We start from the raw sequence: 26,446 nt of genomic DNA, 5'->3' as shown, positions 1-26,446 counted from the left end.
CTTCCCGGGCCTAGTTCTAACTGGTACGCATACATATGACCCACCCGCAGATCACAGGAACACCGACAGAATGATGATGGAAGACATGCCCGGGCACCTGATCCGGCGGCTCAACCAGATTTCGACATCGGTGTTCCAGGCGCGGATGAAACACGCGGGCCTCGACCTGACACCGGTTCAATTCGCGGCCATGACGGCACTGGCCGACAACCCCGAAATCGATCAGGCCACGCTGGCCGGGCTGATCGCATATGACCGGGCCACCATCGGCGGCGTGGTGGACCGGCTGCTGTCCAAGGGGCTGATCCTGCGCCGCGTCAACCAAAAGGACCGCCGCGCGCGCGTGCTGGATCTGACTGATGCCGGTCGCAGCCTACTGGCGCGGCTGTCACCCATCGTGGAGGACCTGCAACCAGACATCCTGACAGGGTTGAGCACCGAAGAACGGGCAACATTCGTTGCGTTGGCCCGCAAGGCCGCCGCCGCGGGCAATGACCTCAGCCGCACGCCGCAACGTGTGCCCGACACGAAAAAAGGGGCCTCGAAAGAGACCCCTTGAGTTTCGCTGGTAAGGCTCTGTTCTGGTACCGCCCGCGTGCTGTTTTTGCCTGTGGCCTTACCTGCGTTCAGGGCCAGCGCACCGGCCCCGGAACCGTGCAGAGCGCGCCCCGGAATTGGTAGCCCTCCCTGCTGCCTGCGCGCCCCGGTTGGGCCGCGCAGGCGACGTCCTTAGCTGCACCCCGAGGTAGAGCCGCAGGTGTTGCACTTCATGCAGGTGCCGTTGCGCACCAGCGTGTAGTTGCCGCATTCGCCACAGGCTTCGCCCTCGTAGCCCTGCATCCGCGCCCGCGTCGCCGCGTTCATCGCCGTGGCCGATGTCGCTGCGGTTGCGACGATCTTGGTTTCGGGCACCAGCGTGGCCAGCGCGTGCGACGGGTCCTTGCCGAGGTCAAAGGCCACCGCCCCAGCGGCACCGCCCTGCAACACGATCAGTTCCTGCGGAAGACGCTTGCGCAAGTACCCGGTCGAGCTGATCTGCTTGAGCACTTCGAGCGACTTGGACGCGGCCGATTCCGACAGTTCCTTGACGTTCGACACGCCCTCTTCCTCGCCACGTCCGATGTCGTCAAAGGTTGCGCCCTCGGGCTTCACATGGGCCAGATCTGTGCGATCCAGGTAAGACACCGCCAGTTCGCGGAAGATGTAGTCCAGGATCGAGGTTGCATTTTTGATAGAATCGTTGCCCTGCACCATGCCCGCCGGTTCGAACTTGGTGAAGGTGAACGCATCCACGAACTCTTCCAGCGGCACGCCATATTGCAGGCCCACGGACACGGCGATGGCGAAGTTGTTCATCATCGCCCGGAAGCCAGCCCCTTCCTTGTGCATGTCGATGAAGATCTCGCCAAGGCTGCCGTCTTCGTATTCGCCGGTCCGCAAATACACCTTGTGACCGCCGACAACCGCCTTCTGGGTATAGCCCTTGCGGCGTTCCGGCATCTTGGTGCGCTGCGACTTGATGATCTCCTTGATGACCACCTTTTCGACGATCTTCTCGGCCAGAACCTGCGCCTTTTCCTGCGGCGTGCCGGCTTCCAGCACGTCTGCCGCGTCCTCGTCATCCTCGACCAGGGCCGCCGCCAGCGGTTGCGACAGCTTGGAGCCGTCGCGGTACAACGCGTTGGCCTTCACCCCCAGCGACCACGACAGTTCATAGGCTTTCTGGCAGTCCTCGATCGTGGCCGAGTTCGGCATGTTGATCGTCTTGGAAATCGCGCCCGAGATGAAGGACTGCGCCGCCGCCATCATGGTGATGTGGCTGTTGACCGACAGGAAGCGCTTGCCCTTCTTGCCGCAGGGATTGGCGCAATCGAAGATCGACAGGTGTTCGTCCTTCAGGAACGGCGCGCCTTCCAGCGTCATCGTCCCGCAAACGTGGTCGTTGGCGGCGTCGATGTCGGACTTGGTAAAGCCCAGGTGGCGCAGCATGTCGAAGGTCGGGTCGTTCAGCTTGTCCGCCGGGATGCCCAGCACGCCCTTGCAGAACTCTTCGCCCAGCGTCCACTGGTTGAAGACAAAGCGGATGTCAAAGGCCGTCGCCAGCGCCTTTTCCACCTTCTCGATCTGGGCCGGGCCGAAGCCATGACCGATCAGCGCGGTGTGGTTGATGCCCGGCGCGTTGCCCAGCGTGCCGTGACCCACGGCATAGCTGACGATTTCCTCGATCTGGCTGGACGAGTAGCCCAGCTTTTCCAGCGCGGCGGGAACCGACCGGTTGATGATCTTGAAATAGCCGCCACCGGCCAGCTTCTTGAACTTCACCAGCGCGAAATCGGGTTCGATCCCGGTGGTGTCGCAATCCATCACCAGCCCGATCGTGCCGGTCGGCGCGATGACCGACACCTGCGCATTGCGATAGCCGTGCTTTTCACCAAGGCGCAGCGCCTCGTCCCAGCTCTTCATCGCAAGGTCAACCAGTTTCACATCCGGGCACCCGGCGTGATCCAGCGGCACCGGCTTGACCGCGAGGTTTTCATAGCCCTCTGTCGCGCCATAGGCGGCGTTGCGGTGGTTGCGAATGACGCGCAGCATATGGTCGTTGTTGCGAGCATAGCCCGCGAAAGCACCCAGTTCCCCGGCGATTTCCGCGCTGGTCGCATAGGACACGCCGGTCAGAATCGCGGTCAGCGCGCCGCACAGCGCGCGGCCTTCGTCGCTGTCATAGGAATAGCCCATGTTCATCAGCAGGCCGCCGATATTGGCATAGCCCAGGCCCAGCGTGCGGAAGTCATAGGACAGTTGCGCGATTTCCTTGGACGGGAATTGCGCCATCATCACGCTGATTTCCAGCGTCAGCGTCCACAGACGGGTGGCGTGCATGTAATCCTCGGCCTGGAACTTGCCGTCCTTGAGGAAGGTCAGCAGGTTCATCGACGCCAGGTTGCACGCCGTGTCATCGAGGAACATGTATTCCGAGCACGGGTTCGAACCGCGGATCTCGCCATCCGCCGGGCAAGTGTGCCAGGCATTGACGGTGTCGTGGAACTGAATGCCCGGATCGGCACAGGCCCAGGCCGCGTGGCCCACCTGTTCCCACAGGTCGCGCGCCTTGATGGTCTTGGCGACCTTGCCATCGGTGCGGCGGATCAGCTCCCAGTCGGCATCATCCTTCACCGCCTGCAGGAAGGCATCGGTCACGCGGATCGAGTTGTTGGAATTCTGGCCAGACACGCTGGCATAGGCTTCGCTGTCCCAGTCGGTGTCATAGGTCGGGAATTCGATGCTGGCATAGCCCTGCCGCGCATAGTCCAGCACGCGCTTGACATAGGTTTCCGGGATCATCACGCCCTTGGCGGCGCGCACCGCGGCCTTCAGGCTTTCGTTGACCTTGGGGTCATAGGCGTCGGCCTCGGCCCCGTCCCAGCTGCGGATCGCATCGAAAATGCCGTTCAGCATCTTCTCGTGCATCTTCGACCCGGCGACGATGCTGGCGACCTTCTGCTCTTCCTTGACCTTCCAGTTGATGAATTCCTCGATATCGGGGTGGTCCGCGTCGCAGATCACCATCTTCGCGGCGCGGCGCGTGGTGCCGCCCGACTTGATCGCGCCGGCCGCCCGGTCGCCGATCTTCAGGAAGCCCATCAACCCCGACGACTTGCCGCCACCCGACAGGGATTCGCCCTCGGCCCGCAGCGACGAGAAGTTGGTGCCGGTGCCCGAACCGTATTTGAACAGGCGCGCCTCGCGCACCCAAAGGTCCATGATGCCGCCCTCGTTCACCAGGTCGTCGCTGACCGACTGGATGAAGCAGGCATGCGGCTGCGGGTGTTCATAGGCGGATTTCGATTTGACCAGTTCCCCGGTCTTGTAGTCGACATAGTGGTGGCCCTGGCCCGGACCGTCGATGCCATAGGCCCAGTGCAGGCCGGTGTTGAACCACTGCGGGCTGTTCGGTGCGGCCATCTGCTTGGCCAGCATGAACCGCATTTCATCGTAATAGGACTGTGCGTCGGCCTCGGTCGAGAAATAGCCGCCTTTCCAGCCCCAATAGGTCCAGGCGCCCGCCAGACGGTCGAACACCTGCTTGGCCGATGTTTCGCCGGTGCGCTCGGTATCGGCGCTCTCGGGCTCAGAGCGCCACAGGAACTCTGGCACGCCCTCTTCGGCGACTTTCTTCAGCGCGACGGGCACGCCGGCTTTACGGAAGTATTTCTGCGCGATCACGTCGCTGGCAACCTGGCTCCAGGAGGCCGGAACCTCGACATTGTCCAGTTGGAACACCGCTTTGCCGTCCGGGTTGCGGATTTCCGATGCGGTGGTGATGAACTCGATGCCGTCGTAGGCGTCCTGCCCTGCCGTTGTAAACTTACGTTCGATTTTCATGGATGCCCCATTGTCCCTTTTTTGCCCTGTATCGCCGCGCGGTCGCGACCCGAATTGACTGGACAAAAGGACACCTTGCGCGCCGCCTGCACATGCGCGCCATCCCCTGATCAACCTACATTGTAAGGTGCGTTTTGCCCCGCCACGTCAGCACTAGATATAGTGGCTACCCCAGCCGACCCGCACAATCTGACGTAAATCTTGTGACAGGGTCAACAGCATTTTTAGGACAGAAACCACAGTTTTCCGATTGACCATGCTCCGGTTGTGCAGACGGCCGGAATGCCACCCGATTCATCCACAAATCGACGGCTTGGAAAGCCCCGGAAAGCGCGTGAAAAACCGTCCCTTGCGGGGGACTTATCCACAGGTGTTAACAGTTTTGGTGAAGGTGACCAAAAAACAAGCTCTAGTGTGTGGGTGTGTGCCATCCACAACATCTAAGCAGAATTTCCATATTTTTGGCTGAGTGATTCTGGTCGGGGCGATAGGATTCGAACCTACGACCTACGGTACCCAAAACCGTCGCGCTACCAGGCTGCGCTACGCCCCGAACAGGGCTTCCGTTTAACGGCACCGGACGGGATTGAAAAGGTGAATCTGCTCAGGATTCAAGAAGGATCGCAGGACCAGGCCGCCAGCGCCTGATCAATCGCGGGATGCTGCAACTGACTGCCCGCGTCGATGCCCAGCAACGCTGCCATCCCGCCGTTGATTTCCAACACGTATTGAATCCCCGGTCCGCCGGGAATCGGCGTTTCGTCCAGCGGTCTTGCGTTGGCATGCACACGCTGGACCACGCCCCGCGCATCGGCAAAGATCATATCCAGCGGGATCAGCGTATTGCGCATCCAGAATGCAACCTGCCGTGGGCTATCGTATACGAACAGCATGCCGGAAAACCGTGGCATGGTTTCCCGGAACATCAGCCCCTTGGCACGCTCTTCGGATGTGCCTGCGATTTCAGCGGAAAAGCTAGCGCTTCCCCAGTCACCGCGCAAACTGACGCGGTCGCCTTGGCAGTCTGCCCGCGCGCTGCCCGCCGCAAGAGCGAGCGCGACACAGACGGACGCGATCAGGCGATGGCATTTTCCCATGCGCTTACCTCGGTGGCCATCAGGCCCCGCTTGCCGGAAATCACACGGATCGCCAGCGCCTCACCCGGCAACAGGTCCGAAAGGCCAGACCGGCGCAGCACCTCTATATGCAGAAACACGTCGTCGGATTTGCCGAACACATTGGCGAAGCCAAACCCCTTGGCCTTGTCGAACCATTTCACCCGCGCCGGCAGCAGCGGCGCGGCGGCAATTTCCTCTGGGTCGAATTCGGCAAAGTCAGCCAGGGGCAGTTCCTTGCTGCCCTCGGGCGGGTCGATCCGCACCACCTCGGTTGCCTGCGCACCGCGATCAGTGCGTTGCACCATGATTTCAATCCGGGCTGCATCCGCGACTGACGACTGCCCGAAATTGCGCAGCACGTTCGCATGCAAAAGGATGTCCGGACCGCCTTCGTCGCTGATAACGAAGCCAAACCCCTTAACCGGATCGAACCATTTCACCTTGCCCACGACGCGTTGCGTCTTGTTATCCTGATACGTCACCTAAGTTCCCGCTCTTCTCATCCCCAAGATGTTTTTCAGTCTTTACCGCAGGATTTTCAAGAAAAAACCTCAAACTTCCTGCGTTTACAGTTCGTGTGACACGAAATTCAGCCCATGTTACACGAGTTTTACGGCGAAAGCCGCGTGATATACCACCCGTCCCGTGGCGTCACACGCCGCCAGACGAAACGATCGTGCAACCGGAATGCACCATCGGCCCAGAACTCGATTTCAACCGGCGAAATCCTATAGCCACCCCAGAACGGCGGGCGCTTCGGGCTGGGCCCGTGGGTCGCGGTGATCTTGGCGACCTCTGCCATCAGGGTCGCCCGCGACGCCAAAGGCTGCGATTGATGCGATGCCCAGGCGCCAAGCCGGCTTTTGAGTGACCGCGACGCGTAATAGTCATCCGCCTGGGGACCGTCCTCCCGGGTGACGGTGCCCCGCACCCGCAACTGCCGCCGCAGCGATTTCCAGTGCATCACGAACGCAGCCTTCCCGGCCGTTTCGATTTCCTGCGCCTTGGTGCTGCCATAGTTGGTATAGAACACGAACGCGTCGTCCTCGATTTCCTTCAGCAGCACCATCCGTACGTTCGGCAATCCGTCCGTGTCGACGGTCGAAAGCGCAATCGCGTTGGGATCGTTGATTTCACTGTCCTCGGCCTCGGCCAACCAGCGCCGCGCGATGACAAACGGATCGTCACCCGCAAAAATACCCGTCCGGTCACTCATTCATTCACTCCTAAGTTGATTCAAGTGCCTGAAATGCACCTATGGTGCAAGCCTTACCTTGCGTATCCTCTTGGTCTTGATGCCGAGATGCAACTCGCCTAAAGCAATGAGGAAACGGACAGGCGGAGAAATTGGCATGGCCAACCAGCTAATGGCAGGGAAACGCGGGCTCATCATGGGCCTTGCAAACGACAAATCCATCGCTTGGGGCATTGCAAAGGCCTTGGCGGACGCCGGTGCAGAGTTGGCGTTCTCTTACCAGGGGGAAGCGCTGAAAAAGCGCGTCGGCCCGCTTGCCGAAAAACTGGGCAGCGCGATCGTGCTGGAATGCGACGTCGCCGAAGAAGCGTCGATCGACGCCCTGTTCGACGGGCTGAAACAGCACTGGGACAGCCTGGATTTCGTGGTTCATGCGATTGGCTTCTCTGACAAGAATGAACTGCGTGGCCGGTATGTGGACACGAGCCGCGCAAATTTCACCATGTCGATGGATATTTCTGTCTACAGCTTCACTGCGGTGATGCAGCGCGCCGAGAAGATGATGAACGCTGGCGGTTCGGCCGTCACGCTCACCTATTACGGTGCGGAACGCGTGATGCCCCATTACAACGTGATGGGTGTCGCCAAGGCCGCGCTGGAAGCATCGGTGCGCTACATGGCCGAAGACCTGGGCAAGGACGGCATTCGCGTAAACGCGATCTCGGCCGGGCCGATCAAGACGCTGGCGGCCAGCGGCATCGGCGACTTCCGCTACATCATGAAATGGAACGAATACAATTCGCCCCTGCGCCGCAATGTGACCATCGACGATGTCGGCAAGTCCGCACTTTACCTTCTGTCCGACCTGGGCTCGGGTGTGACGGGTGAAGTCATGCATGTAGATGCCGGTTATCACGTGGTTGGCATGAAGGCGGTGGACGCGCCGGACATGTCCAAGGACTAAGCTATTTCCGACCGTTTGCTTGCGGTTTCGATGCCCTGGCCCTGTGCCGGGGCATTGTCGTTTGACAGCCCGCTGCGAAGCAAGCCCAATGCCGAAAGAGCCAAAGGAGCCTTGCGATCGACTGGACCCATGTTCTTGCTTTCAACCTGACGCTACTGGCGGCGATGGCGTCGCCCGGGCCGGCCTTGCTGTTCCTGCTGCGGCAGGCGATTTCCGGCGGATTTCGGCGCGGCATGGCCACCGGCGCGGGTCTGGGCTTGATGGCGGCGGCCTGGACCGGCGCGGCGCTACTGGGCTTGAGGTGGTGTTCACCCTGTTTCCCGCAGCCTTCCTGGTGATGAAAATTGCCGGCGCGGCGTACCTAATGCGGATCGCCTGGCTGATGTGGCGAGATGCCCGCAAATCGGTGACCGAAACCCAGGGCACCAGCCACCATGCCTTTCGCGACGGGGTGCTGGTGAACCTGTCGAACCCGAAGTCGGTGCTGTTCGCCGCCTCGGTCCTTGTGGTGATCTTTCCCGCCGACATGACGCTGGGTGCCAAGGCGGTGATCGTGCTGAATCATTTCCTGGTCGAACTGATCTTTTATGCAGGCTTTGCCGGGCTGATGGCGACCCCTGCGGCACGGGCCGGGTACATGTCTGTCAAACATGTTGTGGACCGTGCGGCGGCGCTCATCCTCGGGGCACTGGGGCTGCGGTTGCTGTTCGGGCGATAAGGCAGGCTTGCGCGGCAATCCCCGCGTGACGTATAGCCCTTGCCAATCGCATTTCAGGAGCATCGTCATGGTCAATCAACTGCCGCATGAAAAGGGCTTTCACGTCAGCTGGGACCAGCTGCACCGCGACGCACGGGCACTGGCCTGGCGGCTGGACCAGCAAGGCCCCGACGACGGCGCCTGGCGCGCCGTGGTGGCCATCACCCGTGGCGGCATGGCCCCGGCGATGATCGTCGCGCGCGAACTGGACATTCGCATCGTCGATACGATCAGCGTGAAAAGCTACAACCACCAGACCCAGAGCGAACCGCGCGTGATCAAGTCACCGAACATGGAATATGTCGGCGACGGCACCGGGGTTCTGGTCATTGACGACCTTGTCGATACCGGCCGTACGCTGGAAGTGGTGCGCAAGACCATGCCCAAGGCCACGGTCGCCACCGTCTATGCCAAGCCGATGGGGCGTCCGATGGTTGACAGCTTCATCACAGAGGTCAGCCAGGATACGTGGATCTTCTTCCCCTGGGACATGGCGCTGCAATACGTCGAGCCCTATCGCGGCAAGGACTGACCGGGCGGTGTCTTCGGCGAAACGGGGGGACGCTGTCCCCCCGACCCCCTGAGGTATTTGGAAAACCAAAGACAGCAGGGCCCGGGCTTGACATGGGCCGGGCGGCGCGCCCCTACTGCGGCGATTGACCAAAGGGGGCCGCGCATGACGACAATTACACAAACCACCTTTCCCAGTCCCGTACCCGAGGCAGCGCGCTGGTTGAAAGATGTGACTTTCCCTGCTGACCGCCCCCTGATCAACGTCAGCCAGGCCGCCCCCGTGCTGCCGCCCCCCGATGGCATGATCGCCGCCATGGCCGAGGCGCTGCAAGAAACCGCAACGCATCTTTACAGCGCCGATCTGGGCATCGCGCCGCTGCGGGCCGAGCTGGCCGCAAGCTGGGCACGGCACTATGGCGGCATGGTCGTTGCGGACCAGGTGGCGATCACGTCGGGCTGCAACCAGGCCTTTGCCGCGACCATCGCCGCGATCTGTGGCAAGGGCGATGAGGTCATCCTGCCAACCCCTTGGTATTTCAATCACAAGATGTGGCTGGACATGGCGGGTGTCACCGCCCAGCCGCTGCCCACCGACGCCGGTCTGCTGCCCGATCCCGACGATGCCCGCCGGCTGATCACCCCTGCCACCCGTGCCATCGTTCTGGTCAGCCCGAACAACCCCGGCGGTGTGGAATACCCGCCTGCCCTGATCCGCGCGTTTTTCGACCTTGCGGCAGAGACCGGGCTGAAACTGATCGTCGACGAGACCTATCGCGATTTCCACAGCCAGCCGGGCGCGCCGCATGACCTGTTGAGCGGCGATGGCTGGGACCAGACGCTGATCCAGCTTTACAGCTTTTCGAAATCCTACCGGCTGACCGGCCACCGCGTCGGCGCGCTGGTCGGCCACCCTTGTCTGATGCCCGAGGTCGAGAAATTCATCGATACCGTCACCATCTGCCCCAGCGGCCTGGGCCAGCGCGCGGCGCTTTGGGGCTTGCAAAACCTGGATCAATGGGTGGCGCAGGAGCGCGACGAGATCGCCAGCCGCCGCGCCGCGATCCGCGACCTGTTCCCTGCGTTGCAAGACCGCGGTTGGCGGTTGAAGGGGCTGGGGGCATATTTCGCCTACGTCGAACACCCGTTCGAGATGTCATCCGACAGACTGGCGCGTGCACTGGTGTCCGAGGCGGGCATCCTGGCCCTGCCCGGAACCATGTTCGTGCCCGAGACCGATCCATCCGGCGCGCGCCATCTGCGCATCGCCTATGCCAATATCGACGCGGACAAGATCAAAACGCTGTTTGCCCGGCTCAAGGCGCTGCCATGGCCCCTTGCCCCCCGGGACGGGGCGGCGTAGACAACCCTGCAAAACCCCAACAGGGCAAGGGAAGACACATGGCCGCCAAGAAGAAAGTCGACATCCAGAAGGTGGTTCTCTGGGTGCTGATGGGGATGCTGTTCGTCGGTCTGGCGGGCTTTGGTACCACCAATTTCGGGGGCCGTATCCAGACGGTCGGCGCTGTCGGCGACAAGGAGATCACCGTTGATCGCTATGTCCGGGCCTTGCGTCAGGAAATGCGTGCACAAGAAGCACAGACCGGCCAGCCGGTGACCTTTCAGCAGGCCCGCGCCCAGGGGCTGGACCAGCGCGTTCTGGCACAATTGGTGACCACCCGCGCACTGGACGGCGAAGCGGCGGCCATGGGCCTGTCGGTGGGCGATGCTGAAATCGCGCGGCAACTGACACAAATCGGCGCGTTCAAGGGCGCCGACGGAAGTTTTGACCGGGAAACCTATGCCTTTGCTCTGCGCAACATCGGCATGAAAGAGGCCGCCTTCGAAGAAGAGCTGCGCGACGAGTCCGCCCGCACCATCCTGCAAAGCGCGGTCCTGGCAGGCAACACCATGCCGGACATCTATGTCGATACGCTGGTGAACTATGCGCTTGAGACCCGCGATTTCAGCTGGGTCCTGCTGGACCGCGGCGCGCTGACCACGGGCTTGCCAGTGGCCGACGATGCGACGCTGAGGGCCTACTATGACGCCAATATCGCTGCCTATACCAGCCCCGAAACCCGCGACATCACCTATGTCTGGATCACGCCCGACATGATCCTTGATACGGTCGAGGTTGACGAGGCCGCGCTGCGCGACGCCTATGCCGAACGTCTGGTCGATTATATCCGTCCCGAACGCCGACTGGTGGAACGTCTGGCCTATGCCGACGACACCAAGGCCGAAGAAGCCGCCGCACGCATCCGCACCGGCGAAAGCGATTTCGAAACCGAGGTCACGCGCCGCGGCCTTGACCTGGCCGACACCGACATGGGGGACGTGACCAAAACCGACCTGGACACCGCCGGTGACGGCGTCTTTGCCGCAGAGCCGGGCACCGTTGTCGGCCCGCTGCCCACTGCACTTGGCCCGGCACTGTTTCGCGTGAACGCGGTGCTGCCGGCGCAGGAGACCAGCTTTGAGGACGCACGCGCCGAACTGCGAGACGATCTTGCGCTGGACCGTGCCCGCCGTGTGATCCGCGACATGAACGAACCCAACGAGGACATGCTGGCCGGCGGTGCCACGCTGGAAGACCTGGCACAGGAAACCGAAATGCAACTGGGTCAGGTCAACTGGTTCCCAGGCTCGGACGCCGACATCGCGGGCTATCAATCGTTCCGTGAACTGGCCGCGCGCCTGACCACCGACGACTACCCCGAAATCGCGGAGTTGGAGGACGGCGGCCTGTTCGCCGCCCGCCTGAACGGCACCACACCCCCAGCCCCGATTCCCTTCGACGACGTCAAGGATCAGGTCGCCGCCGCATGGGAAGCCCAGCAGATGATCGACGCGCTGCAGGCGCAGGCCAAGGCGCTGACCGATGGCATGACCGAAGGCCAGACGCTGGCAGACCTTGGCCTTGCCGGGGTGACCAGCGAATCCGGGCGCAGCCGCACCGATTTCCTGCCCGGCCTGCCCGGCACCGCCTTGCAGACCGTGTTCGGACTGAAGGCAGGAGAAACCGCCGTGCTGCCCTTGCCCGATGCCGTCGCCATCCTGCAACTGGACGCGATCCACGCAGCCGACAAGGACAGTGCCGACGCCCAGTTCCTGGTCGAGGCGCTGAAGGGCCAAGCCGCCAGCGCGCTGTCGCAGGACCTTTTCACCGCACTGGCCAGCGACATCCAGCTACGCACCGGCGTTCAGATCGACCAGCAGTCGCTGAACGCCGTCCATTCCTCGATGCAGTAAGGGCTGAATGCATGGCCACCCTGACCCCGACAGTCGCCGAGTTCACCACCGCCTACGAGGCCGGGCAGAACCAGGTGGTCTATGCCCGGCTTGCCGCCGATCTCGACACGCCGGTCTCTTTGATGCTGAAGCTGACTGGCGCGGCCAAGGACGCCTTCATTCTTGAATCCGTAACCGGGGGCGAGGTGCGCGGTCGCTATTCGATCATCGGGATGAAGCCTGACCTGATCTGGCAGTGCAACGGTCCGGAAAGCCGCCTGAACCGTATGGCCCGTTTCGACCCGGACGCCTTCGAGGATCAGGCCGACGACCCGCTGGCCGCGCTGCGCGCACTGATCGCGGAATCGAAGATCGACCTGCCGGCTGACCTGCCGCAAGCCGCCGCCGGTCTGTTCGGTTACATCGGCTATGACATGGTGCGCCTGGTCGAACACCTGCCCAACGTGAACCCAGACCCCATCGGCCTGCCCGACGCGGTGCTGATGCGGCCTTCGGTCGTCGCCGTTCTGGACGGCGTCAAGGGCGAGGTGACGGTGGTCAGCCCGGCCTGGGTCAGCGACGGGCTGTCGGCGCGCGCGGCCTATGCGCAGGCCGCGGAACGGGTGATGGACGCGGTGCGCGACCTCGAACGTGCCCTGCCGCAAGCCGGCCGCGAACTGGGTGAAGCACAAGAGCCCGGCGCGCCGGTGTCGAACTTCAGCCACGAGGCCTATAAACAAGCCGTTGAAAAGGCAAAGGACTACATCCGCGCCGGCGATATCTTCCAGGTCGTTCCGGCGCAGCGCTGGACGCAGGATTTCCCGCTGCCGCCTTTCGCGCTCTATCGCTCGCTGCGGCGCACGAACCCCTCGCCCTTCATGTTCTATTTCAACTTCGGTGGCTTCCAGGTGATCGGCGCCAGCCCGGAAATCCTTGTCCGGGTCTTCGGCAACGAGGTCACGATCCGCCCGATCGCCGGCACCCGCCCGCGCGGCGCGACCCCGGAACAGGACAATGCCAACGAAGCCGATCTTCTGGCCGACAAGAAGGAACTGGCCGAACATCTGATGCTGCTCGACCTGGGCCGCAACGACGTCGGCCGCGTGGCGAAGATCGGGACCGTCAAACCGACCGAAAAATTCATCATCGAACGCTATTCCCACGTCATGCACATCGTGTCGAACGTGGTGGGCGAACTGCGCAAGGATCAGGACGCGCTGTCGGCCCTCTTGGCTGGCCTGCCCGCGGGCACCGTGTCAGGGGCTCCCAAGGTGCGTGCTATGGAAATCATCGACGAGCTGGAACCGGAAAAGCGCGGCGTCTATGGCGGCGCGGTGGGGTATTTCAGCGCGGGCGGCGACATGGACATGTGTATCGCCCTGCGCACCGCTCTGGTGAAGGATCGCAAGCTCTATATCCAGGCCGGCGGCGGTGTGGTCTATGACAGCGACCCCGAGGCCGAATACCAGGAAACCGTGCACAAATCGAACGCGATCCGCCGCGCGGCCGCGGACGCGGCGCGCTTTACCGGCAACGGCAACGCGTAGGGGGGCTTTGCCCCCCCTGCGTGCCATGGCACGCATTCACCCCCAAGGTATTTGGCAAACCAAAGGCGGGAATACCGCGCGCACCTGCCCCGTCTTTGGTTTTCCAAATACCTCGGGGTGAATGGCGCCGCAGGCGACAGAGGGGCAGCGCCCCTCACGCCTCTGCCAAGTGGTGAATCCGTTCGATCATCGCGTGCAGCCCGTTCGAGCGCTGAGACGACAGGTGTTCGTTCAACCCGAGCCGTCCGAGTTCGTGCTTGGCATCGACGGCGCGCACCTGGTCCAGCGTCAGCCCGTCGTAAAGCCGGTGCAAAAGCGCGATCAGGCCGCGCACAATCATCGCATCGCTGTCGCCCTGGAAGTTGAACGTGTCGCCCTCGATCTGCGGATGCAGCCAGACCTGGCTGGCGCAGCCATTGACCTTGGTGGCGGGCACTTTCAGTGCGTCGGGCATCGGCGCCATCGCTTTGCCCATTTCAATCACCATGCGATAGCGGTCTTCCCAATCCTCGAGAAACTCGAAGTCCTCGACCACCTCTTCGAATTCAGGACGTGCCATCCGGGACCTCTTTTGCTGCCTAGGCTCAGACCTAGGCGGCGCATCGCCAAAGGTCCAGAGCCTTCGCGCTTTTCAAGGCCGCGGCAATCGGTTAGCACGGAGAGAACGACGACCCAGGGGGGCTGACACATCATGAAGCGGGCACTTTCGATCCTGATCGTATCGGGGCTGGTCCTGAGCAGCTGCGGAACCGTGCGCGACAGCCGGCTGAACCCGTTCAACTGGTTCGGTCGCGCAAGTTCGACCAAGGTCGTGCAAGAGGGCGACGTGAACCCGCTGATTCCACGCCGCCGGTCGATCTTTGAAAAGAAAGAAGTCGGACCCTATGCCGGGCAGTTGATCGCCGAAATTTCCGAACTGCGCGTCGACCGGCGCCCCGGCGGTGCGGTGATCGAGGCAACGGGTGTTTCGAACCGCCTGGGCGTGTTCGATGTGCGTCTGGTCAAGAATGACGAGGAAAGCGGCAACGGCGTGCTGACCTATGACATGAAGCGGCTGCAGGGGCCCGGCCCCTTGGGCGGCAGCGACTTTGCCCGTTCTGTGACCGCCGCGGTGACCTTGTCGGACAATGACCTTGCAGGCGTCCGCACCATCCGCGTGCGCGGCGCACGCAACGTCATGACGTCGCGCCGCTAGCGCACAGCCCGGCCCGGGGCGAACGTCTGGGCCGCGCCGGGATGCGCGGTCACAGTTCGATCACCTGAACCATGTTGCCCTTGGCCGACAGTGCGATCTGACCGTCGCACAGGCGCAGGGCGTCCTCCCCAAAGACTTCGCGACGCCAGCCGGTCAGCGCCGGCACGTCTCGTTCGCCCGCCGCGATGGCATCCAGATCGGCCGCCGGCGCAATCAGCTTGGACGCCACGCCTGAACTTTCGGTCTTGGCCTTCAGCAAGACCCGCAGCAGGTCCGCCAGCGCCGGGTTCACCTGCAACTTGTCGCGCGAGGTGTCGGGTTCCGGCAGGTCTTCTTTCGGGCAGTTCAGCCCGTCCTGGATTGCCGCAAGGATGCCATCAGCGATATCGCCCTTGCGCGCCTCGCGAAGCAGCAGTCGCGACCGGCCCAACTCTCCCATGTTCGTGGGTTTGGTCGAGGCCAATTCCACCAGCGCGTCGTCTTTGAACACCCGAGACCGAGGAATGTTCAGGCGCTGCGCATAAGCTTCGCGGAACGTGGCCAGAGCCCGCACGATACCCAGGAAGCGCGGGCTGTTCGAGCGGGTCTTGATCTTCATCCACGCCTCTTCGGGGTGGGTGACATAGGTGTCGGGGTTCATCAGGATCGCCAGCTCTTCCTGCACCCAGCGGCGGCGGCCGGTCTGCTCCAGCTTGCGATCGAGGAATTCATAGATCTGGCGCAGATGCGTCACATCAGCCAAAGCATAGGTCTTTTGCGCATCGGTCAGAGGGCGGCGCGACCAGTCGGTGAACCGGCTGGATTTGTCCAGCGACGCCTTGGCGATCTTGCGCACCAGCGTTTCATAGCCCACCTGCTCTCCGAAGCCGCAGACCATAGCAGCCACCTGCGTGTCGAACAGTGGCGTCGGAATCACCTGGTGGTCGATCCAGAAAATCTCGATGTCCTGGCGCGCGGCATGGAACACCTTGACGATGCTTTCATCGCGCATCAGCTCGATCATCGGGTCCAGCGCCAGGCCGTCGACCAGCGGATCGACAAGCACGGCATCGGCGTCGTCCTTGCCGGGCAAGGCCAGTTGAACAAGGCAAAGTTTCGAGTAATAGGAGCGTTCGCGCAGGAATTCGGTATCGACCGTAACATAAGGCTGTCCCTTCGCGCGGTCGCAGAAAGCGGCAAGCTCTTCCGTCGTCGTGATGGTCTTCATTCGGGTCTGGTCTTTCTCTTTGTATTTATACCGCGTTCACCCGGTGAAAACTGTAACGGCATCGTGACCGAATGACCAGAATGCCCGTCAGGGCAGCAGGACCGGCGTGCGGTCGCCACGAGAAAACCGTTCCAGAACCAAGGGATAGAGCCGGTGCTCTTGCACCAGAACCCGCGCAGCCAATGTCTCTGGCGTGTCGCCGGGCAGCACGGGCACGCGGGCTTGCCCCAGAATCGGGCCGTCATCCAGCGCCGGGGTGACCTCGTGCACGGTGCAGCCGTGTTCGCTGTCGCCGGCGTCGAGTGCGCGCGCATGGGTGTGCAGCCCGCGGTATTTCGGCAGAAGCGAGGGGTGGATGTTCAACATCCGGCCTTGCCAGTGCTCGACGAACCCCGCGGTCAGAACCCGCATGAACCCCGCAAGGCACAGGATATCGGGTCGGGCGTGCTGGATTCGGGCGTGCAGCGCGTCTTCGAACGCGGCGCGATCGCCCTTGAACGGGCGGTGGTCGACGAAATCCGCCTCGACCCCCAGCGCGCGGGCACGGTCCAGCCCGCCGGCGTCGGCACTGTTGGCCAGCACCAGCACGGGCCGCGCCGGATGGTCGCCGGTCATGCTTTCGACCAGCTTGACCATGTTCGAGCCACCGCCGGAAATCAGGATGGCAACGCGTTTCATCAAAGCGCGCCCGTGTAGGACACGCCCTGCCCCGCCACCACGGTGCCCAGCCGGTGCACGGTTTCGCGTTCGTCCGCCAGAAGCTGCGCAAGCGCGTCTGCGCGGTCGGCGGCAACGACGACGATCATGCCGATGCCGCAGTTGAAGGTCTTCAACATCTCGGCCTCGGCCATGCCGCCCACACCGCGCATCCAGGAGAACACGCCCGGCAGGTCCCACGCCCCAAGGTCGATCTGCGCGCCCAGCCCCTCGGGCAGAACGCGGGGCAGGTTTTCCGTCAGCCCGCCACCGGTGATATGGGCCAGCGCATGCACGCCGCCTGCACGGATCGCCGCCAGCGTCTGACGCACATAAAGGCGCGTCGGCGTCAGCAGGTTTTCCCCAAGCGAGCCGTCCGCCCAGGGACAATCGGCATCCCAGCCCAGGCCCGAAACCTCCACCAGCTTGCGCACCAGGCTGTAGCCGTTCGAATGCACCCCGTCCGACGCCAGCCCCAGAAGCACGTCGCCCTGCGCCACGCCTGCGGGCAAATCGGTGCCCCGCTCCATCGCGCCCACGGCAAAGCCCGCAAGGTCGAAATCGCCCGCTGGGTACATGCCCGGCATTTCGGCGGTTTCCCCGCCGATCAGCGCACAGCCCGCGCGCACGCAGCCTTCGGCGATGCCTTCGATCACCCGTGCGGCAGAGTCGGTATCAAGCTTGCCGGTGGCGAAGTAATCCAGGAAGAACAGTGGCTCTGCCCCCTGGCAGACCAGATCGTTCACGCACATCGCGACAAGGTCTATGCCGACACCGTCGACGTGACCAGTGTCGATCGCGATCCGCAGCTTGGTGCCGACGCCATCGGTGGCCGCCACCAGAACCGGATCGGTATAGCCCGCGCCCTTCAGATCGAACAATGCGCCGAAGCCACCAAGCGCAGACATGGTACCTGGACGGCCCGTCCGCTTGGCAGCAGGCTTGATCCGATCCACAAGCGCGTTGCCCGCGTCGATATCCACCCCCGCATCGGCATAGGTGATGCCGTTCTTGCCGTCGCTCATGGTCCGGGCTCCTCTTTTGCGCCTTGCCGGGGCCGATACCGCAAGCTGCGGTCCGGTGCAACGTCCATGCTTGACGCGGGCGGTCTAGCTGCTACTCAGGCGGACACGGTGGGCCTGTAGCTCAATTGGTTAGAGCAGGGCGCTCATAACGCCTTGGTTGCGGGTTCAAGTCCTGCCGGGCCTACCAGAAACCTTGTCCAGCACCATTCGTGACCATCGGCCGGCGAGCCTCATCGCCCGTGGCTGCGGTCATAGGCGTTGACCAACGGCGGTGTCCAATCGGCGGTGGCGTCGGTGTTGAACACCTCGACCAGCAACGGGTAGCAGGCGGCCGTGTCCGAGGAATGTTCAAAACTGCAATCACCGCCGGGACAGGCCGACAGGGCGCCCAAAAGGTCTATTTCAGCGAGGAAATCCAGATGATCGCCGGTGCGCACCGGGCTTGCCTTCATGAAATATTGGCCAGTGTCGCGGGTAAAGCCGGTGCACATGAACACGTTCAGCACGTCGTGCACGAATCCCTCTGCCTCGTGCAACGTCTTGCCGGTTGCATCGGCAAATGCGCGGGTCAGGTTCGAATGACAGCAATGGTGGTACTGCCCGCCCGCCAGCAGGTTGTGGGTATAAGGATCACAGCGCGTGCCGATCACATCATGCACGGAGCCACCGAATGCATCCTTGCCATACCAGCCCAGGCTGTCGTGCAGGATCGTCGCCATCGGGCGCAGTGCCGGAAAAGATGACCAAAGCCGATCACCCGTCGTGACATGGGTGCCATGCAAGGCGCGGGTCTTGCCGGAATAGAACCTTTCGGACAGGTCCGTGGAATTCCAAAGATTCAGGTCGCCCACCTGCGGCCCGTCAACGGACGTGATGCGGAACGCCTGCCCGGCCCTGACATGAAAGCACGCCGCTTGGCGCGGCGGCACCAACACCTCTGCCGTCTTCGACCAACCCGCGAGCGCCCGCGCGACCTGCAACTCTGACAAGCGCGGCAGAGTATCGGTGGGATAGCAAATCTGCGGGGCAATGGCCCGGCGGGCGTCTGCGTCTTCGGGTGCGCGCATCGCGGTCTCCTGCGTTTGAAAACGAAAAGCCGCTCAATAAGGGAGGGGGCACCCTGGCGGCCTGTCGCCGCGACGGTCGCCTTGCCGGGCCGACTGTGCAAGCGGTTTTCAGCAGAGGTTTTTTGCCGCAGGCAGACCCGGTGAACAAAACCTTCCTGCCCGGCGACTTTCCCGCTGGACGCCGCACCACAGGCAAGCGACATTGCGCTTCGGCGCTTTGCTGCGGGAGGGTTGAATGCGTCCTGTGCCTTTATGGCTGCTTGTAACGTTGCAAGGCGCGGTGTCTGCTGCGTCGCTGGTGGTCGAGATCGTCGCCGGGCGGATGTTGGCGCCCTATGTGGGCATGTCCCTCTATACCTGGACCTCGATCATCGCGGTTGTGCTGGCGGGGTTTTCCGCAGGGCACTGGTGGGGTGGCCGATTGGCGGAACGTCCGCTGGACCGCGCCTTGGCGGCAACCGGCTGGGCCTTGCTCGGGGCTGCTGTCACCACGGCGCTGGCGGGCATGGCACTGCGTGCCACCGCAGTCCCTGTGTTGAGCCTGTTTCCGCATCCAGTTTCGGGAATCACTGCCTTGACGGTGTCGGCGTTTTTCCTGCCGTCGCTGTTCGCCGGCATCCCTGCCCCGGTCCTCACGCAGGTCTCGCTGTCAGGCACGGACAGACAAGGCCACGCATTGGGGGCGATGTTTGCCGCCGGAGCGGTCGGGGCCATTGCGGGAACGTTGCTGGCAGGTTTCGTTTTCATATCCTGGCTCGGCAGTGCCTGGACACTGGCAACCGTAACGCTGGTCTATCTTGCCGGCGCGCTGTTGTGTTTCCTATTGGCCCGGCGCGCGATCGTCATACCCGGTGCAAGCGCCACGATCATCGCGGCCCTGGCCCTGTTCGGTGCCACCGCGCCCAATCCCTGCACCCTCGAAAGCCGATATTTCTGCCTGCGCAGCATCGACGTGGCCGCCGATCCGACAAAACCGACCCGGGCGCTGGTGATCGACCACCTTGTTCAAGGGATCTCGGCTGAGGATGCGCCGACAACCATGTTCACCGACCACGCCGCCATGCTGGACGCCCTGGCCCGCCTGCGCGCGCCGCAGCCGGATTTTTCCAGCTTCTTCATCGGCGGCGGCAACTATGCCCTGCCCCGCTCGTTTGCGACGCGCGGGCTGACGCAGATCACCGTTGCCGAAATCGACCCTGCGGTGACCGCCCTTGCGGCCTCTGATTTCTGGTTCGACCCGGCCACCGCCCGCATCTTGCACGAAGATGCCCGGCGCGCGCTGCGCAATGACCCGACGCAGTACGACGTGATCGTGGGCGATGCCTTCACCGACACCGCTGTGCCTCAACACCTTGTGACGAAAGAGTTCTTTGAGCTTGTGCAAACGCGGTTGACGCCCGACGGCAGCTATCTGATGAATGTGATCGACTATGCCGACAGGCTGGCGGCGGTGGGCAGCCTGATCGCCACGCTGCAACAGGTCTTCCCGCAGATCGAACTCTGGACAGAAGCGCGCCGCCCAGAGCCGGGCGAACGCGTGGTGATGGTGATTGTCGCGGGCAAGACCCCCACACCGACCGACCGCTTTGCCGTCAGGTCCCCGGACCGCACTGAATTTGCCGCCCTGTCCCAAGGCTTTGTCGACGAACTTGCGGCAAGGTCCATCCCGCTGACGGACGACTACGCCCCGATCGACAGGCTGGTGGGCGCACGCGATTGAGCGGGGCTCAGATCGCCTCTTCGCGCTCCACGAGGCCACGCACCCAACGGGCCAGCCACAGTGCCGCGATCAGCGTGATCGGGATCACCCAAAGCATCACCAGCCAAAGCGAAAAGGTGACCCCGCCAAACGTACCGGACGCGCTGTAGATCACGAAGATGTTCAGAAAGACAGCCCCGAATATGATCGCCCAAAGCACCGCAACCAGCTTGCCGAACGGCCAATAGGCCGGTCCGCTGCGCGAAACCTTGGGCTCTCGGTCATCCGCACCGACACCGTAGATGTCGTGCATGAACTCGGCTTCGGCGTCTTCGTCGTCAATAATGCTCATCTGCTCTGCCTCTGACGATGGTTTTTTCAGCCATGGTGCCTGTGTCCACCGTCAGAGGTCAAGTGCCTTGAAACCGAACGCTCAGCGCGGTGACATTCGGATCGCACCGTCGAGGCGGATGACCTCACCGTTCAACATGTTGTTTTCCACGATATGGCGGGCCAACGACGCAAATTCAGCCGGATCGCCCAAACGCGACGGGAACGGCACCTGCGCGCCAAGACTGTCCTGCACCTCTTGCGGCAGGCTTTTCAGCAGCGGGGTCAGGAACAGGCCCGGCGCAATCGTACAGACCCGGATGCCCAGCTGTGCCAGGTCGCGCGCCATCGGCAGGGTCATGCCCACGACGCCGCCCTTCGACGCGGCATAGGCTACCTGCCCGATCTGGCCTTCATAGGCCGCGACCGACGCGGTGTTGATGATGACGCCGCGACCTCCATCGGAATCCATGGGTTCATTTTTCGCCATCATCGCAGCGGCTTGGCTGGCGACGTTAAAGCTGCCGATCAGGTTGACGCCGATGGTCTTTGCGAACATGGCCGGATCGTGCGCCGCGCCCCGCGACACGGTCTTGGCCGCCGGGCCGATGCCGGCGCAATTGACGGCGACATGCAGCGCCCCGTGGCGTTCGGCCACCGCGGCCAGACCGGCCGACACGCTTTCGGGGTTCGACACGTCGACCAACTGGAACGCGCCGCCGATGGCCGCGGCCTCTGCCGCGCCCAAATCGGCGTTCATGTCGAACAGGGTCACCTGAGCGCCCGCTTCGGCCAGCGCCCGCGCCGTGGCGTTGCCAAGGCCCGAAGCCCCGCCGGTCACAATGGCAATCGTGGATGCGTCAATCTTCATCGCTCTGTCTCCCCGCAATTCGATATGCATACATATCGCCGAGCCGCCCCCGCCCCGCAACAGGAAACCCCCCGGACCTGCGCCCGGGGGTCTTGTTACCTTGCGTCGTGATGCGCTCAGCCGGCGGCGGCAACCGCACGCTTGGTCATCACCTTGATCAGGTGCGCGCGATAGGCGCCTGATCCGTGCAGGTCGCTGATCATCCCGTCGCCCGGGATCGACAGCCCGTCCACCGCTTCCGGCGTGAAGCTGCCGTTCAGCGCCTCTTCCGCCTCGGTCCAGCGGAACACGCCCTCCTCGGACGCGCCGGTCACGGCCGCGCGCACACCCTCGGCCGTCTTGGCCACGAACACCCCCACCAGCGCAAAGCGCGACGCGGGCTGCTCAAACTTCATGTAGGCGGCCTTCTCCGGCACCGGGAACCGCACGGCGGTGACGATCTCGCCCTCGTCCAGCGCGGTGGCGAACATGCCCTGGAAATAGTCATCCGCCGCGATCTCGCGCAGGTTGGTGACCACCGTCGCGCCAGAGCCCAGTACCGCCGCCGGATAGCAGGCCGACGGGTCGTTGTTGGCAATGGACCCACCGATCGTACCGCGATTGCGCACCGCCGGGTCGCCGATCTTGCCCGCCAGCGCCGCCAGCGCCGGATAGATGCCCGCCGCCTCGCGCTCGACCGTGGCGTGATTGGTGGCCGCCCCGATGGTCAGCGTGCCGCCATCGCTGCACACGCCCTTCAACTCGGCAATCGCGGTCAGGCTGACCAGCTTGGACGGCGATGCCAACCGCTGCTTCAGCGACGGGATCAGGGTCTGCCCCCCCGACAGCGCCATCGCTTCGTCATCGGCCAGCGCCGCCACCGCATCGGCCAGGGTTCCAGGCCGTTCGATTTCAAACGAATACATCTTCTCTCTCCTTCTTGCCGAAAAAGCGCAACTTGCACTTCTTCTGGCGGAAAATATCCCGGGGGGTGCGGGGGGCTGGCCCCTCGCCAGGCTGCCCGTGTCGCGCCATTGATCCAAGAGACCATGGTGACGACGGGGCCTCCCCCATTTATGTTCAACTCACCCGTTCATCGCGGCCCAGACGCGCGCCGGCGACACCGGCATGTCGATGTGGCTCACATTGGTGAAGCCGCCCGAATGCAGCGCGTCGATCACCGCGTTCACCACCGACGGCGGCGAGCCGATCGCCCCGGCCTCGCCACAGCCCTTCACCCCAAGCGGGTTGTGGGTGCAGGGAGTCTGGCAGGAATGGTCGACCTTGTAGAACGGCACGTCCGAGGCGCGCGGCATGGCGTAATCCATGTAGGACGCACTCAGCAGCTGGCCGTTCTCGTCGTAGACGCAGTTTTCCAGCAGCGCCTGGCCGATCCCCTGCCCGATCCCGCCGTGCACCTGGCCCTCGACGATCATCGGGTTGACCACGTTGCCGAAATCGTCGGCGGCGGCAAAGGACAGCACCTCGACCTTGCCGGTTTCGGGGTCGACCTCGACCTCGCAGGCATAGGCACCGGCCGGGTAGGTGAAATTCGACGGGTCGTAGAACGCCGTCTCCTCCAGCCCCGGCTCGATATCTTCCAGCGGATAGTTGTGCGGCACATAGGCCGCCAGGGTCACGTCGCCCCAGGCCACGGACTTGTCGGTGCCCGCGACGCTGAACTGGCCGTCCTTCAGCTCGATATCGGCCTCGGACGCTTCCAGCAGGTGGCTGGCGATCTTCTTGGCCTTGTTGATGATCTTCTCGGTCGCGCGCACCATGGCAGAGCCGCAGACCGCCAGCGACCGGGACCCGTAGGTGCCCATCCCGAAGGGGATCTTGGAACTGTCGCCGTGCACGATGTCGATCATCGATTCGTCGATACCCAGCATGTCGGCCACCACCTGCGGAAAGGCCGTTTCGTGGCCCTGCCCGTGGCTGTGTGCGCCCACCATCACCGAAATCGTTCCGGTAGCGTTCACCCGGACAGTGGCGGCGTCATAAAGACCGGCCCGCGCGCCCAGCTGGCCGACAAGGTTCGACGGCGCGATTCCGCACGCCTCGATATAACAGTTCACGCCCAGCCCGCGCAGCTTGCCCTTGGCCTCGGACGCCTTGCGGCGCTCGGCGAACCCGGCGATGTCGGCAATCTCGATCAGCTTGTCGAGCGTCGCATCATAGTTGCCGGTGTCGTATTCCACCGCCACCGGGGTGGCATAGGGGAACTGGTCGGGCTGGATGAAGTTCTGCCGCCGCAACGCGATCGGGTCCACGCCGAGTTCGCGCGCGGCCTTGTCGATCACCCGCTCAAGCTGGAACGTCGCCTCGGGGCGGCCCGCGCCGCGATAGGCGTCAACCGGCACCGTGTTGGTGAAGACCGCCTTCACGTTCACATAGACCAACGGCGTGCGATAGTTGCCCGCCATCAACGTCCCATGCAGCCAGGTCGGCACCGACGACGCGAAGGTCGACAGGTAAGCCCCCATATTTGCATAGGTTTCCGTGCGGACCGCGGTAAAGTTGTTGTCCTTGTCCAGCGCCAGTTCGATCTTGGTCACGTGGTCGCGGCCCTGCGCGTCGGACAGGAACGCCTCGGACCGGGACGAGGTCCACTTGACCGGGCGGTTGACCTGTCGCGCGGCCCAGGTACAGAACGCCTCTTCCGCGTAGTGGAAGATCTTGGATCCGAACCCGCCACCCACGTCGGGCGCCACGACCCGCAGCTTGTGTTCCGGGATACCCAGCACGAAGGCACCCATCAGCAGGCGGATGACATGCGGGTTCTGCGACGTGGTGTAGAGCGTGGATTCGTCATTGGCGCGGTTGTAGTCGCCCACGGCCACGCGCGGTTCCATCGGGTTTGCGACAAGGCGCTGGTTGACCAGTTCCAGGGTCGTCACATGGGCCGCTTCCTTGATCGCCTTGTCCACCGCGTCGCGGTTGTCCTCGACGAAGCCCCAGTCATAACACAGGTTGTCGGACAGATCGTCGTGCACCCTGGCCGAGCCTTCGGCCAGCGCGGCCTTCATGTCGACAACCGCCGGTAGTTCCTCGATCTCGATCTCGACGGCCTCGGCGGCGTTGCGCGCCTCCTCAAGGCTTTCGGCAACAACGGCGGCGATCGGGTCGCCGACATGGCGCACCTTGCCCTGCGCCAGCACCGGGTGGGCCGGTTCCTTCATCGGCTGGCCAAAGCGGTCGGTCACCTGCCAGCCGCAGGGCAGCCCGCCCTTGCCCTCGAAATCCGCGCCGGTGAAAATCCGCACGACGCCCGGCATGGCCTCTGCCGCCGATGTGTCGATGCTGACGATCCGGCCATGCGCCACATCCGAGCGGATGAACTGCACATAGGTCTGTCCGTAAACGTTGATATCGTCTGTATATTGTCCCGCACCAGTCAGAAAGCGGACGTCCTCGCGCCGCTTCTGGCTTGCGCCGATGCCATGATCCTTCGGCATGGTTTTTCCTCCCATTTGGGTGGCGGGCGCGCCCGCCTTACACGTCTGGCTGGCCGGTCCTCCTCCGGCCCGCCCCGATCACTCTGCGGCGATGGCCGTCACGTCCTGGCCCGAAGCGGCCATGATCGCCTTGACGATGTTGTGATAGCCGGTGCAGCGGCAGATATTGCCCTCCAGGTATTCGCGCACCTCGGCTTCGGACGGCTTGGGGTTTTCCTTGAGCAGCGCCGCCGCCGACATCACCATGCCCGGCGTGCAGAACCCGCACTGAAGCCCGTGGTGATCCTGGAACGCCTGCTGGATCACGCCGAGCGAGCCATCGGCATTGGCCATGCCCTCGATCGTCTTGACCTCGGCCCCGTCGGCTTCGACCGCGAACATGGTGCAGCCTTTCACCGCCGCGCCGTTGACGTGGATGACGCAGGCGCCGCACTGGCTGGTGTCGCAGCCCACATGGGTGCCGGTCAGCCGCAGCTCTTCGCGCAGGAATTCGGTCATCAGGGTGTTGCCCTTGACCGACTTGGTGACGGTCTTGCCGTTCACCGTCATGGTCACTTCTGTCATTCCTCTCCTCCCTGGAAATTCATGTGATCTAAGGTTGCACGGCCGGGCGCAGGGTTACGACACCATGCGCTTGAACCAGCCTTTTTTCTTTTCGCCCTCGGGGGCGTCTGTGGCGTCGGCCTCGGCCTCTTGCGGGTCAGCGGGGCCTTCGACGGCATCCTGGAAATTCTGGAAAAACTGGTCGGCCATCTTCTTGGCAAAGCCGTCGATGATACGGCTGCCCAGTTGCGCCAGCTTGCCGCCGACCTTGGCCTCGACCTCGTAACGCAGGCGGGTGCCGCCGTCGTCCATCGGCTCCAGCGTCACGTTCGCGCCGCCCTTGGCAAAGCCCGCGGCCCCGCCCTTGCCTTCGCCGGTCAGGGTGACGGCGTTGGGCGCGTCCATGTCGGACAGGGTCACCTGCCCCTTGAACGTCGCCTTCACCGGGCCGACCTTCTGAACCACGGTCGCTTCGAACCCGTCCTCGACATTGCCGGACATTTCCGTGCAGCCCGGCACGCAGGCTTTCAGGACCTCGGGGTCCAGGATCGCGGCCCAGACCACCTCTGGCGGGGCGGCAATCTCTCGGGTGTCGTTCATCTGCATCTGGTGCGACCCTCCGTGAAATTCGGCTCCGGCCTGTTCCAGCGCCGGTTACCGCAACCATG

The 26,446-nt window shown here is 63.5% G+C and carries 23 protein-coding genes, 2 tRNA genes and 1 pseudogene; 10 read left to right on the top strand and 16 right to left on the bottom strand.

Features of this window, described 5'->3' with window-relative positions:
* Positions 1-70 precede the first annotated feature (70 nt).
* A complete protein-coding gene (locus VK792_RS04445) occupies positions 71-559 on the top strand; it encodes a MarR family winged helix-turn-helix transcriptional regulator (protein WP_326296147.1) in 489 nt (162 codons plus the stop codon).
* A 170-nt stretch (positions 560-729) separates the two neighbouring features.
* Here VK792_RS04445 and VK792_RS04440 read toward each other — a convergent pair whose 3' ends face one another.
* The 5 genes from VK792_RS04440 to pdxH form a co-directional block, all read right to left on the bottom strand.
* Positions 730-4,383, bottom strand: coding sequence for a vitamin B12-dependent ribonucleotide reductase (locus VK792_RS04440; RefSeq protein WP_326296146.1), 3,654 nt, complete (start codon positions 4,381-4,383; stop codon positions 730-732).
* A gap of 476 nt (positions 4,384-4,859) precedes the next feature.
* A tRNA-Pro gene (locus VK792_RS04435) sits at positions 4,860-4,936 on the bottom strand.
* A 58-nt stretch (positions 4,937-4,994) separates the two neighbouring features.
* Entirely contained in the window at positions 4,995-5,480 is a 486-nt protein-coding gene (locus VK792_RS04430; protein WP_326296145.1) for a DUF192 domain-containing protein, read from the bottom strand.
* Positions 5,459-5,983, bottom strand: a complete 525-nt coding sequence (locus VK792_RS04425) for a cold-shock protein (RefSeq protein WP_326296144.1) — start codon at positions 5,981-5,983, stop codon at positions 5,459-5,461. The genes VK792_RS04430 and VK792_RS04425 overlap by 22 nt, the downstream gene beginning before the upstream one ends.
* A gap of 128 nt (positions 5,984-6,111) precedes the next feature.
* A complete protein-coding gene (pdxH, locus tag VK792_RS04420) occupies positions 6,112-6,717 on the bottom strand; it encodes a pyridoxamine 5'-phosphate oxidase (RefSeq protein ID WP_326296143.1) in 606 nt (201 codons plus the stop codon).
* A gap of 136 nt (positions 6,718-6,853) precedes the next feature.
* Between pdxH and fabI the strand changes: the two genes are divergently transcribed.
* The 6 genes and pseudogenes from fabI (at position 6,854) to trpE (ending at position 13,708) form a co-directional block, all read left to right on the top strand.
* Complete coding sequence (fabI, locus tag VK792_RS04415) at positions 6,854-7,660, top strand: enoyl-ACP reductase FabI (protein WP_326296142.1); 807 nt, start codon at positions 6,854-6,856, stop codon at positions 7,658-7,660.
* Positions 7,661-7,824: 164 nt separating this feature from the next.
* Positions 7,825-8,378 (top strand): annotated as a pseudogene (locus tag VK792_RS04405) (LysE family translocator).
* Positions 8,379-8,445: 67 nt separating this feature from the next.
* Positions 8,446-8,949, top strand: coding sequence for a xanthine phosphoribosyltransferase (gene gpt / locus VK792_RS04400; RefSeq protein ID WP_326296139.1), 504 nt, complete (start codon positions 8,446-8,448; stop codon positions 8,947-8,949).
* A 144-nt stretch (positions 8,950-9,093) separates the two neighbouring features.
* Positions 9,094-10,290, top strand: a complete 1,197-nt coding sequence (locus VK792_RS04395; RefSeq protein ID WP_326296138.1) for an aminotransferase — start codon at positions 9,094-9,096, stop codon at positions 10,288-10,290.
* Positions 10,291-10,328: 38 nt separating this feature from the next.
* Positions 10,329-12,182, top strand: a complete 1,854-nt coding sequence (locus VK792_RS04390) for a peptidylprolyl isomerase (protein ID WP_326296137.1) — start codon at positions 10,329-10,331, stop codon at positions 12,180-12,182.
* A gap of 11 nt (positions 12,183-12,193) precedes the next feature.
* On the top strand, positions 12,194-13,708 hold the full coding sequence (trpE, locus tag VK792_RS04385) for an anthranilate synthase component I (RefSeq protein ID WP_326296136.1): 1,515 nt from the start codon (positions 12,194-12,196) through the stop codon (positions 13,706-13,708).
* Between the two features lie 154 nt (positions 13,709-13,862).
* Here trpE and VK792_RS04380 read toward each other — a convergent pair whose 3' ends face one another.
* Complete coding sequence (locus tag VK792_RS04380; protein ID WP_326296135.1) at positions 13,863-14,267, bottom strand: SufE family protein; 405 nt, start codon at positions 14,265-14,267, stop codon at positions 13,863-13,865.
* 132 nt (positions 14,268-14,399) lie between these two features.
* Between VK792_RS04380 and VK792_RS04375 the strand changes: the two genes are divergently transcribed.
* The gene (locus tag VK792_RS04375; protein ID WP_326296134.1) at positions 14,400-14,903 is read left to right on the top strand and encodes a hypothetical protein; all 504 of its coding nucleotides are present in this window, start codon (positions 14,400-14,402) and stop codon (positions 14,901-14,903) included.
* Between the two features lie 49 nt (positions 14,904-14,952).
* Here VK792_RS04375 and rnd read toward each other — a convergent pair whose 3' ends face one another.
* From rnd to purM, 3 genes are all read right to left on the bottom strand, one after another.
* Positions 14,953-16,110: a ribonuclease D gene (gene rnd, locus VK792_RS04370; protein ID WP_326296133.1), complete on the bottom strand. Its 1,158-nt coding sequence runs from the start codon at positions 16,108-16,110 to the stop codon at positions 14,953-14,955.
* Positions 16,111-16,197: 87 nt separating this feature from the next.
* On the bottom strand, positions 16,198-16,788 hold the full coding sequence (gene purN / locus VK792_RS04365) for a phosphoribosylglycinamide formyltransferase (protein ID WP_326296132.1): 591 nt from the start codon (positions 16,786-16,788) through the stop codon (positions 16,198-16,200).
* Positions 16,788-17,831, bottom strand: a complete 1,044-nt coding sequence (gene purM / locus VK792_RS04360) for a phosphoribosylformylglycinamidine cyclo-ligase (protein ID WP_326296131.1) — start codon at positions 17,829-17,831, stop codon at positions 16,788-16,790. The genes purN and purM overlap by 1 nt, the downstream gene beginning before the upstream one ends.
* Positions 17,832-17,941: 110 nt before the next feature.
* On the opposite strand from purM, the gene VK792_RS04355 reads away from it, so the two are divergent.
* A tRNA-Ile gene (locus VK792_RS04355) sits at positions 17,942-18,018 on the top strand.
* Positions 18,019-18,061: 43 nt separating this feature from the next.
* Here the strand turns inward: VK792_RS04355 and VK792_RS04350 are convergent.
* Entirely contained in the window at positions 18,062-18,898 is an 837-nt protein-coding gene (locus tag VK792_RS04350; RefSeq protein WP_326296130.1) for an urea carboxylase-associated family protein, read from the bottom strand.
* Positions 18,899-19,133: 235 nt separating this feature from the next.
* On the opposite strand from VK792_RS04350, the gene VK792_RS04345 reads away from it, so the two are divergent.
* On the top strand, positions 19,134-20,618 hold the full coding sequence (locus VK792_RS04345; RefSeq protein WP_326296129.1) for a fused MFS/spermidine synthase: 1,485 nt from the start codon (positions 19,134-19,136) through the stop codon (positions 20,616-20,618).
* Between the two features lie 7 nt (positions 20,619-20,625).
* Here VK792_RS04345 and VK792_RS04340 read toward each other — a convergent pair whose 3' ends face one another.
* From VK792_RS04340 to VK792_RS04315, 6 genes are all read right to left on the bottom strand, one after another.
* Complete coding sequence (locus VK792_RS04340; RefSeq protein WP_326296128.1) at positions 20,626-20,949, bottom strand: hypothetical protein; 324 nt, start codon at positions 20,947-20,949, stop codon at positions 20,626-20,628.
* A gap of 81 nt (positions 20,950-21,030) precedes the next feature.
* Positions 21,031-21,798, bottom strand: a complete 768-nt coding sequence (locus VK792_RS04335) for an SDR family NAD(P)-dependent oxidoreductase (protein ID WP_326296127.1) — start codon at positions 21,796-21,798, stop codon at positions 21,031-21,033.
* Positions 21,799-21,914: 116 nt separating this feature from the next.
* Complete coding sequence (locus tag VK792_RS04330; protein ID WP_326296126.1) at positions 21,915-22,703, bottom strand: FAD binding domain-containing protein; 789 nt, start codon at positions 22,701-22,703, stop codon at positions 21,915-21,917.
* Positions 22,704-22,862: 159 nt separating this feature from the next.
* Positions 22,863-25,235: a xanthine dehydrogenase family protein molybdopterin-binding subunit gene (locus VK792_RS04325; RefSeq protein ID WP_326296125.1), complete on the bottom strand. Its 2,373-nt coding sequence runs from the start codon at positions 25,233-25,235 to the stop codon at positions 22,863-22,865.
* Between the two features lie 78 nt (positions 25,236-25,313).
* The gene (locus VK792_RS04320; protein ID WP_326296124.1) at positions 25,314-25,799 is read right to left on the bottom strand and encodes a (2Fe-2S)-binding protein; all 486 of its coding nucleotides are present in this window, start codon (positions 25,797-25,799) and stop codon (positions 25,314-25,316) included.
* 54 nt (positions 25,800-25,853) lie between these two features.
* Positions 25,854-26,384, bottom strand: a complete 531-nt coding sequence (locus VK792_RS04315; RefSeq protein WP_326296123.1) for an SRPBCC family protein — start codon at positions 26,382-26,384, stop codon at positions 25,854-25,856.
* Between the last annotated feature and the right edge of the window lie 62 nt (positions 26,385-26,446).

The organism is Mesobacterium hydrothermale (assembly GCF_035818635.1).
Taxonomy (GTDB): Bacteria; Pseudomonadota; Alphaproteobacteria; order Rhodobacterales; family Rhodobacteraceae; genus Mesobacterium_A; species Mesobacterium_A hydrothermale.
This window is presented reverse-complemented; position numbering and strand designations above follow the sequence as displayed.

Excerpts from the sequence above, each read along its gene's own strand:
- fabI (WP_326296142.1), top strand. The coding sequence starts at position 6,854 with ATGGCCAACCAGCTAATGGCAGGGAAACGCGGGCTCATCATGGGCCTT.
- purM (WP_326296131.1), bottom strand. The coding sequence starts at position 17,831 with ATGAGCGACGGCAAGAACGGCATCACCTATGCCGATGCGGGGGTGGAT.
- VK792_RS04340 (WP_326296128.1), bottom strand. The coding sequence starts at position 20,949 with ATGAGCATTATTGACGACGAAGACGCCGAAGCCGAGTTCATGCACGAC.
- VK792_RS04390 (WP_326296137.1), top strand. The coding sequence starts at position 10,329 with ATGGCCGCCAAGAAGAAAGTCGACATCCAGAAGGTGGTTCTCTGGGTG.
- VK792_RS04335 (WP_326296127.1), bottom strand. The coding sequence starts at position 21,798 with ATGAAGATTGACGCATCCACGATTGCCATTGTGACCGGCGGGGCTTCG.
- VK792_RS04445 (WP_326296147.1), top strand. The coding sequence starts at position 71 with ATGATGATGGAAGACATGCCCGGGCACCTGATCCGGCGGCTCAACCAG.
- VK792_RS04375 (WP_326296134.1), top strand. The coding sequence starts at position 14,400 with ATGAAGCGGGCACTTTCGATCCTGATCGTATCGGGGCTGGTCCTGAGC.
- VK792_RS04380 (WP_326296135.1), bottom strand. The coding sequence starts at position 14,267 with ATGGCACGTCCTGAATTCGAAGAGGTGGTCGAGGACTTCGAGTTTCTC.
- VK792_RS04330 (WP_326296126.1), bottom strand. The coding sequence starts at position 22,703 with ATGTATTCGTTTGAAATCGAACGGCCTGGAACCCTGGCCGATGCGGTG.
- gpt (WP_326296139.1), top strand. The coding sequence starts at position 8,446 with ATGGTCAATCAACTGCCGCATGAAAAGGGCTTTCACGTCAGCTGGGAC.
- VK792_RS04440 (WP_326296146.1), bottom strand. The coding sequence starts at position 4,383 with ATGAAAATCGAACGTAAGTTTACAACGGCAGGGCAGGACGCCTACGAC.
- VK792_RS04315 (WP_326296123.1), bottom strand. The coding sequence starts at position 26,384 with ATGCAGATGAACGACACCCGAGAGATTGCCGCCCCGCCAGAGGTGGTC.
- pdxH (WP_326296143.1), bottom strand. The coding sequence starts at position 6,717 with ATGAGTGACCGGACGGGTATTTTTGCGGGTGACGATCCGTTTGTCATC.
- purN (WP_326296132.1), bottom strand. The coding sequence starts at position 16,788 with ATGAAACGCGTTGCCATCCTGATTTCCGGCGGTGGCTCGAACATGGTC.
- VK792_RS04345 (WP_326296129.1), top strand. The coding sequence starts at position 19,134 with ATGCGTCCTGTGCCTTTATGGCTGCTTGTAACGTTGCAAGGCGCGGTG.
- VK792_RS04395 (WP_326296138.1), top strand. The coding sequence starts at position 9,094 with ATGACGACAATTACACAAACCACCTTTCCCAGTCCCGTACCCGAGGCA.
- VK792_RS04430 (WP_326296145.1), bottom strand. The coding sequence starts at position 5,480 with ATGGGAAAATGCCATCGCCTGATCGCGTCCGTCTGTGTCGCGCTCGCT.
- trpE (WP_326296136.1), top strand. The coding sequence starts at position 12,194 with ATGGCCACCCTGACCCCGACAGTCGCCGAGTTCACCACCGCCTACGAG.
- rnd (WP_326296133.1), bottom strand. The coding sequence starts at position 16,110 with ATGAAGACCATCACGACGACGGAAGAGCTTGCCGCTTTCTGCGACCGC.
- VK792_RS04320 (WP_326296124.1), bottom strand. The coding sequence starts at position 25,799 with ATGACAGAAGTGACCATGACGGTGAACGGCAAGACCGTCACCAAGTCG.
- VK792_RS04350 (WP_326296130.1), bottom strand. The coding sequence starts at position 18,898 with ATGCGCGCACCCGAAGACGCAGACGCCCGCCGGGCCATTGCCCCGCAG.
- VK792_RS04325 (WP_326296125.1), bottom strand. The coding sequence starts at position 25,235 with ATGCCGAAGGATCATGGCATCGGCGCAAGCCAGAAGCGGCGCGAGGAC.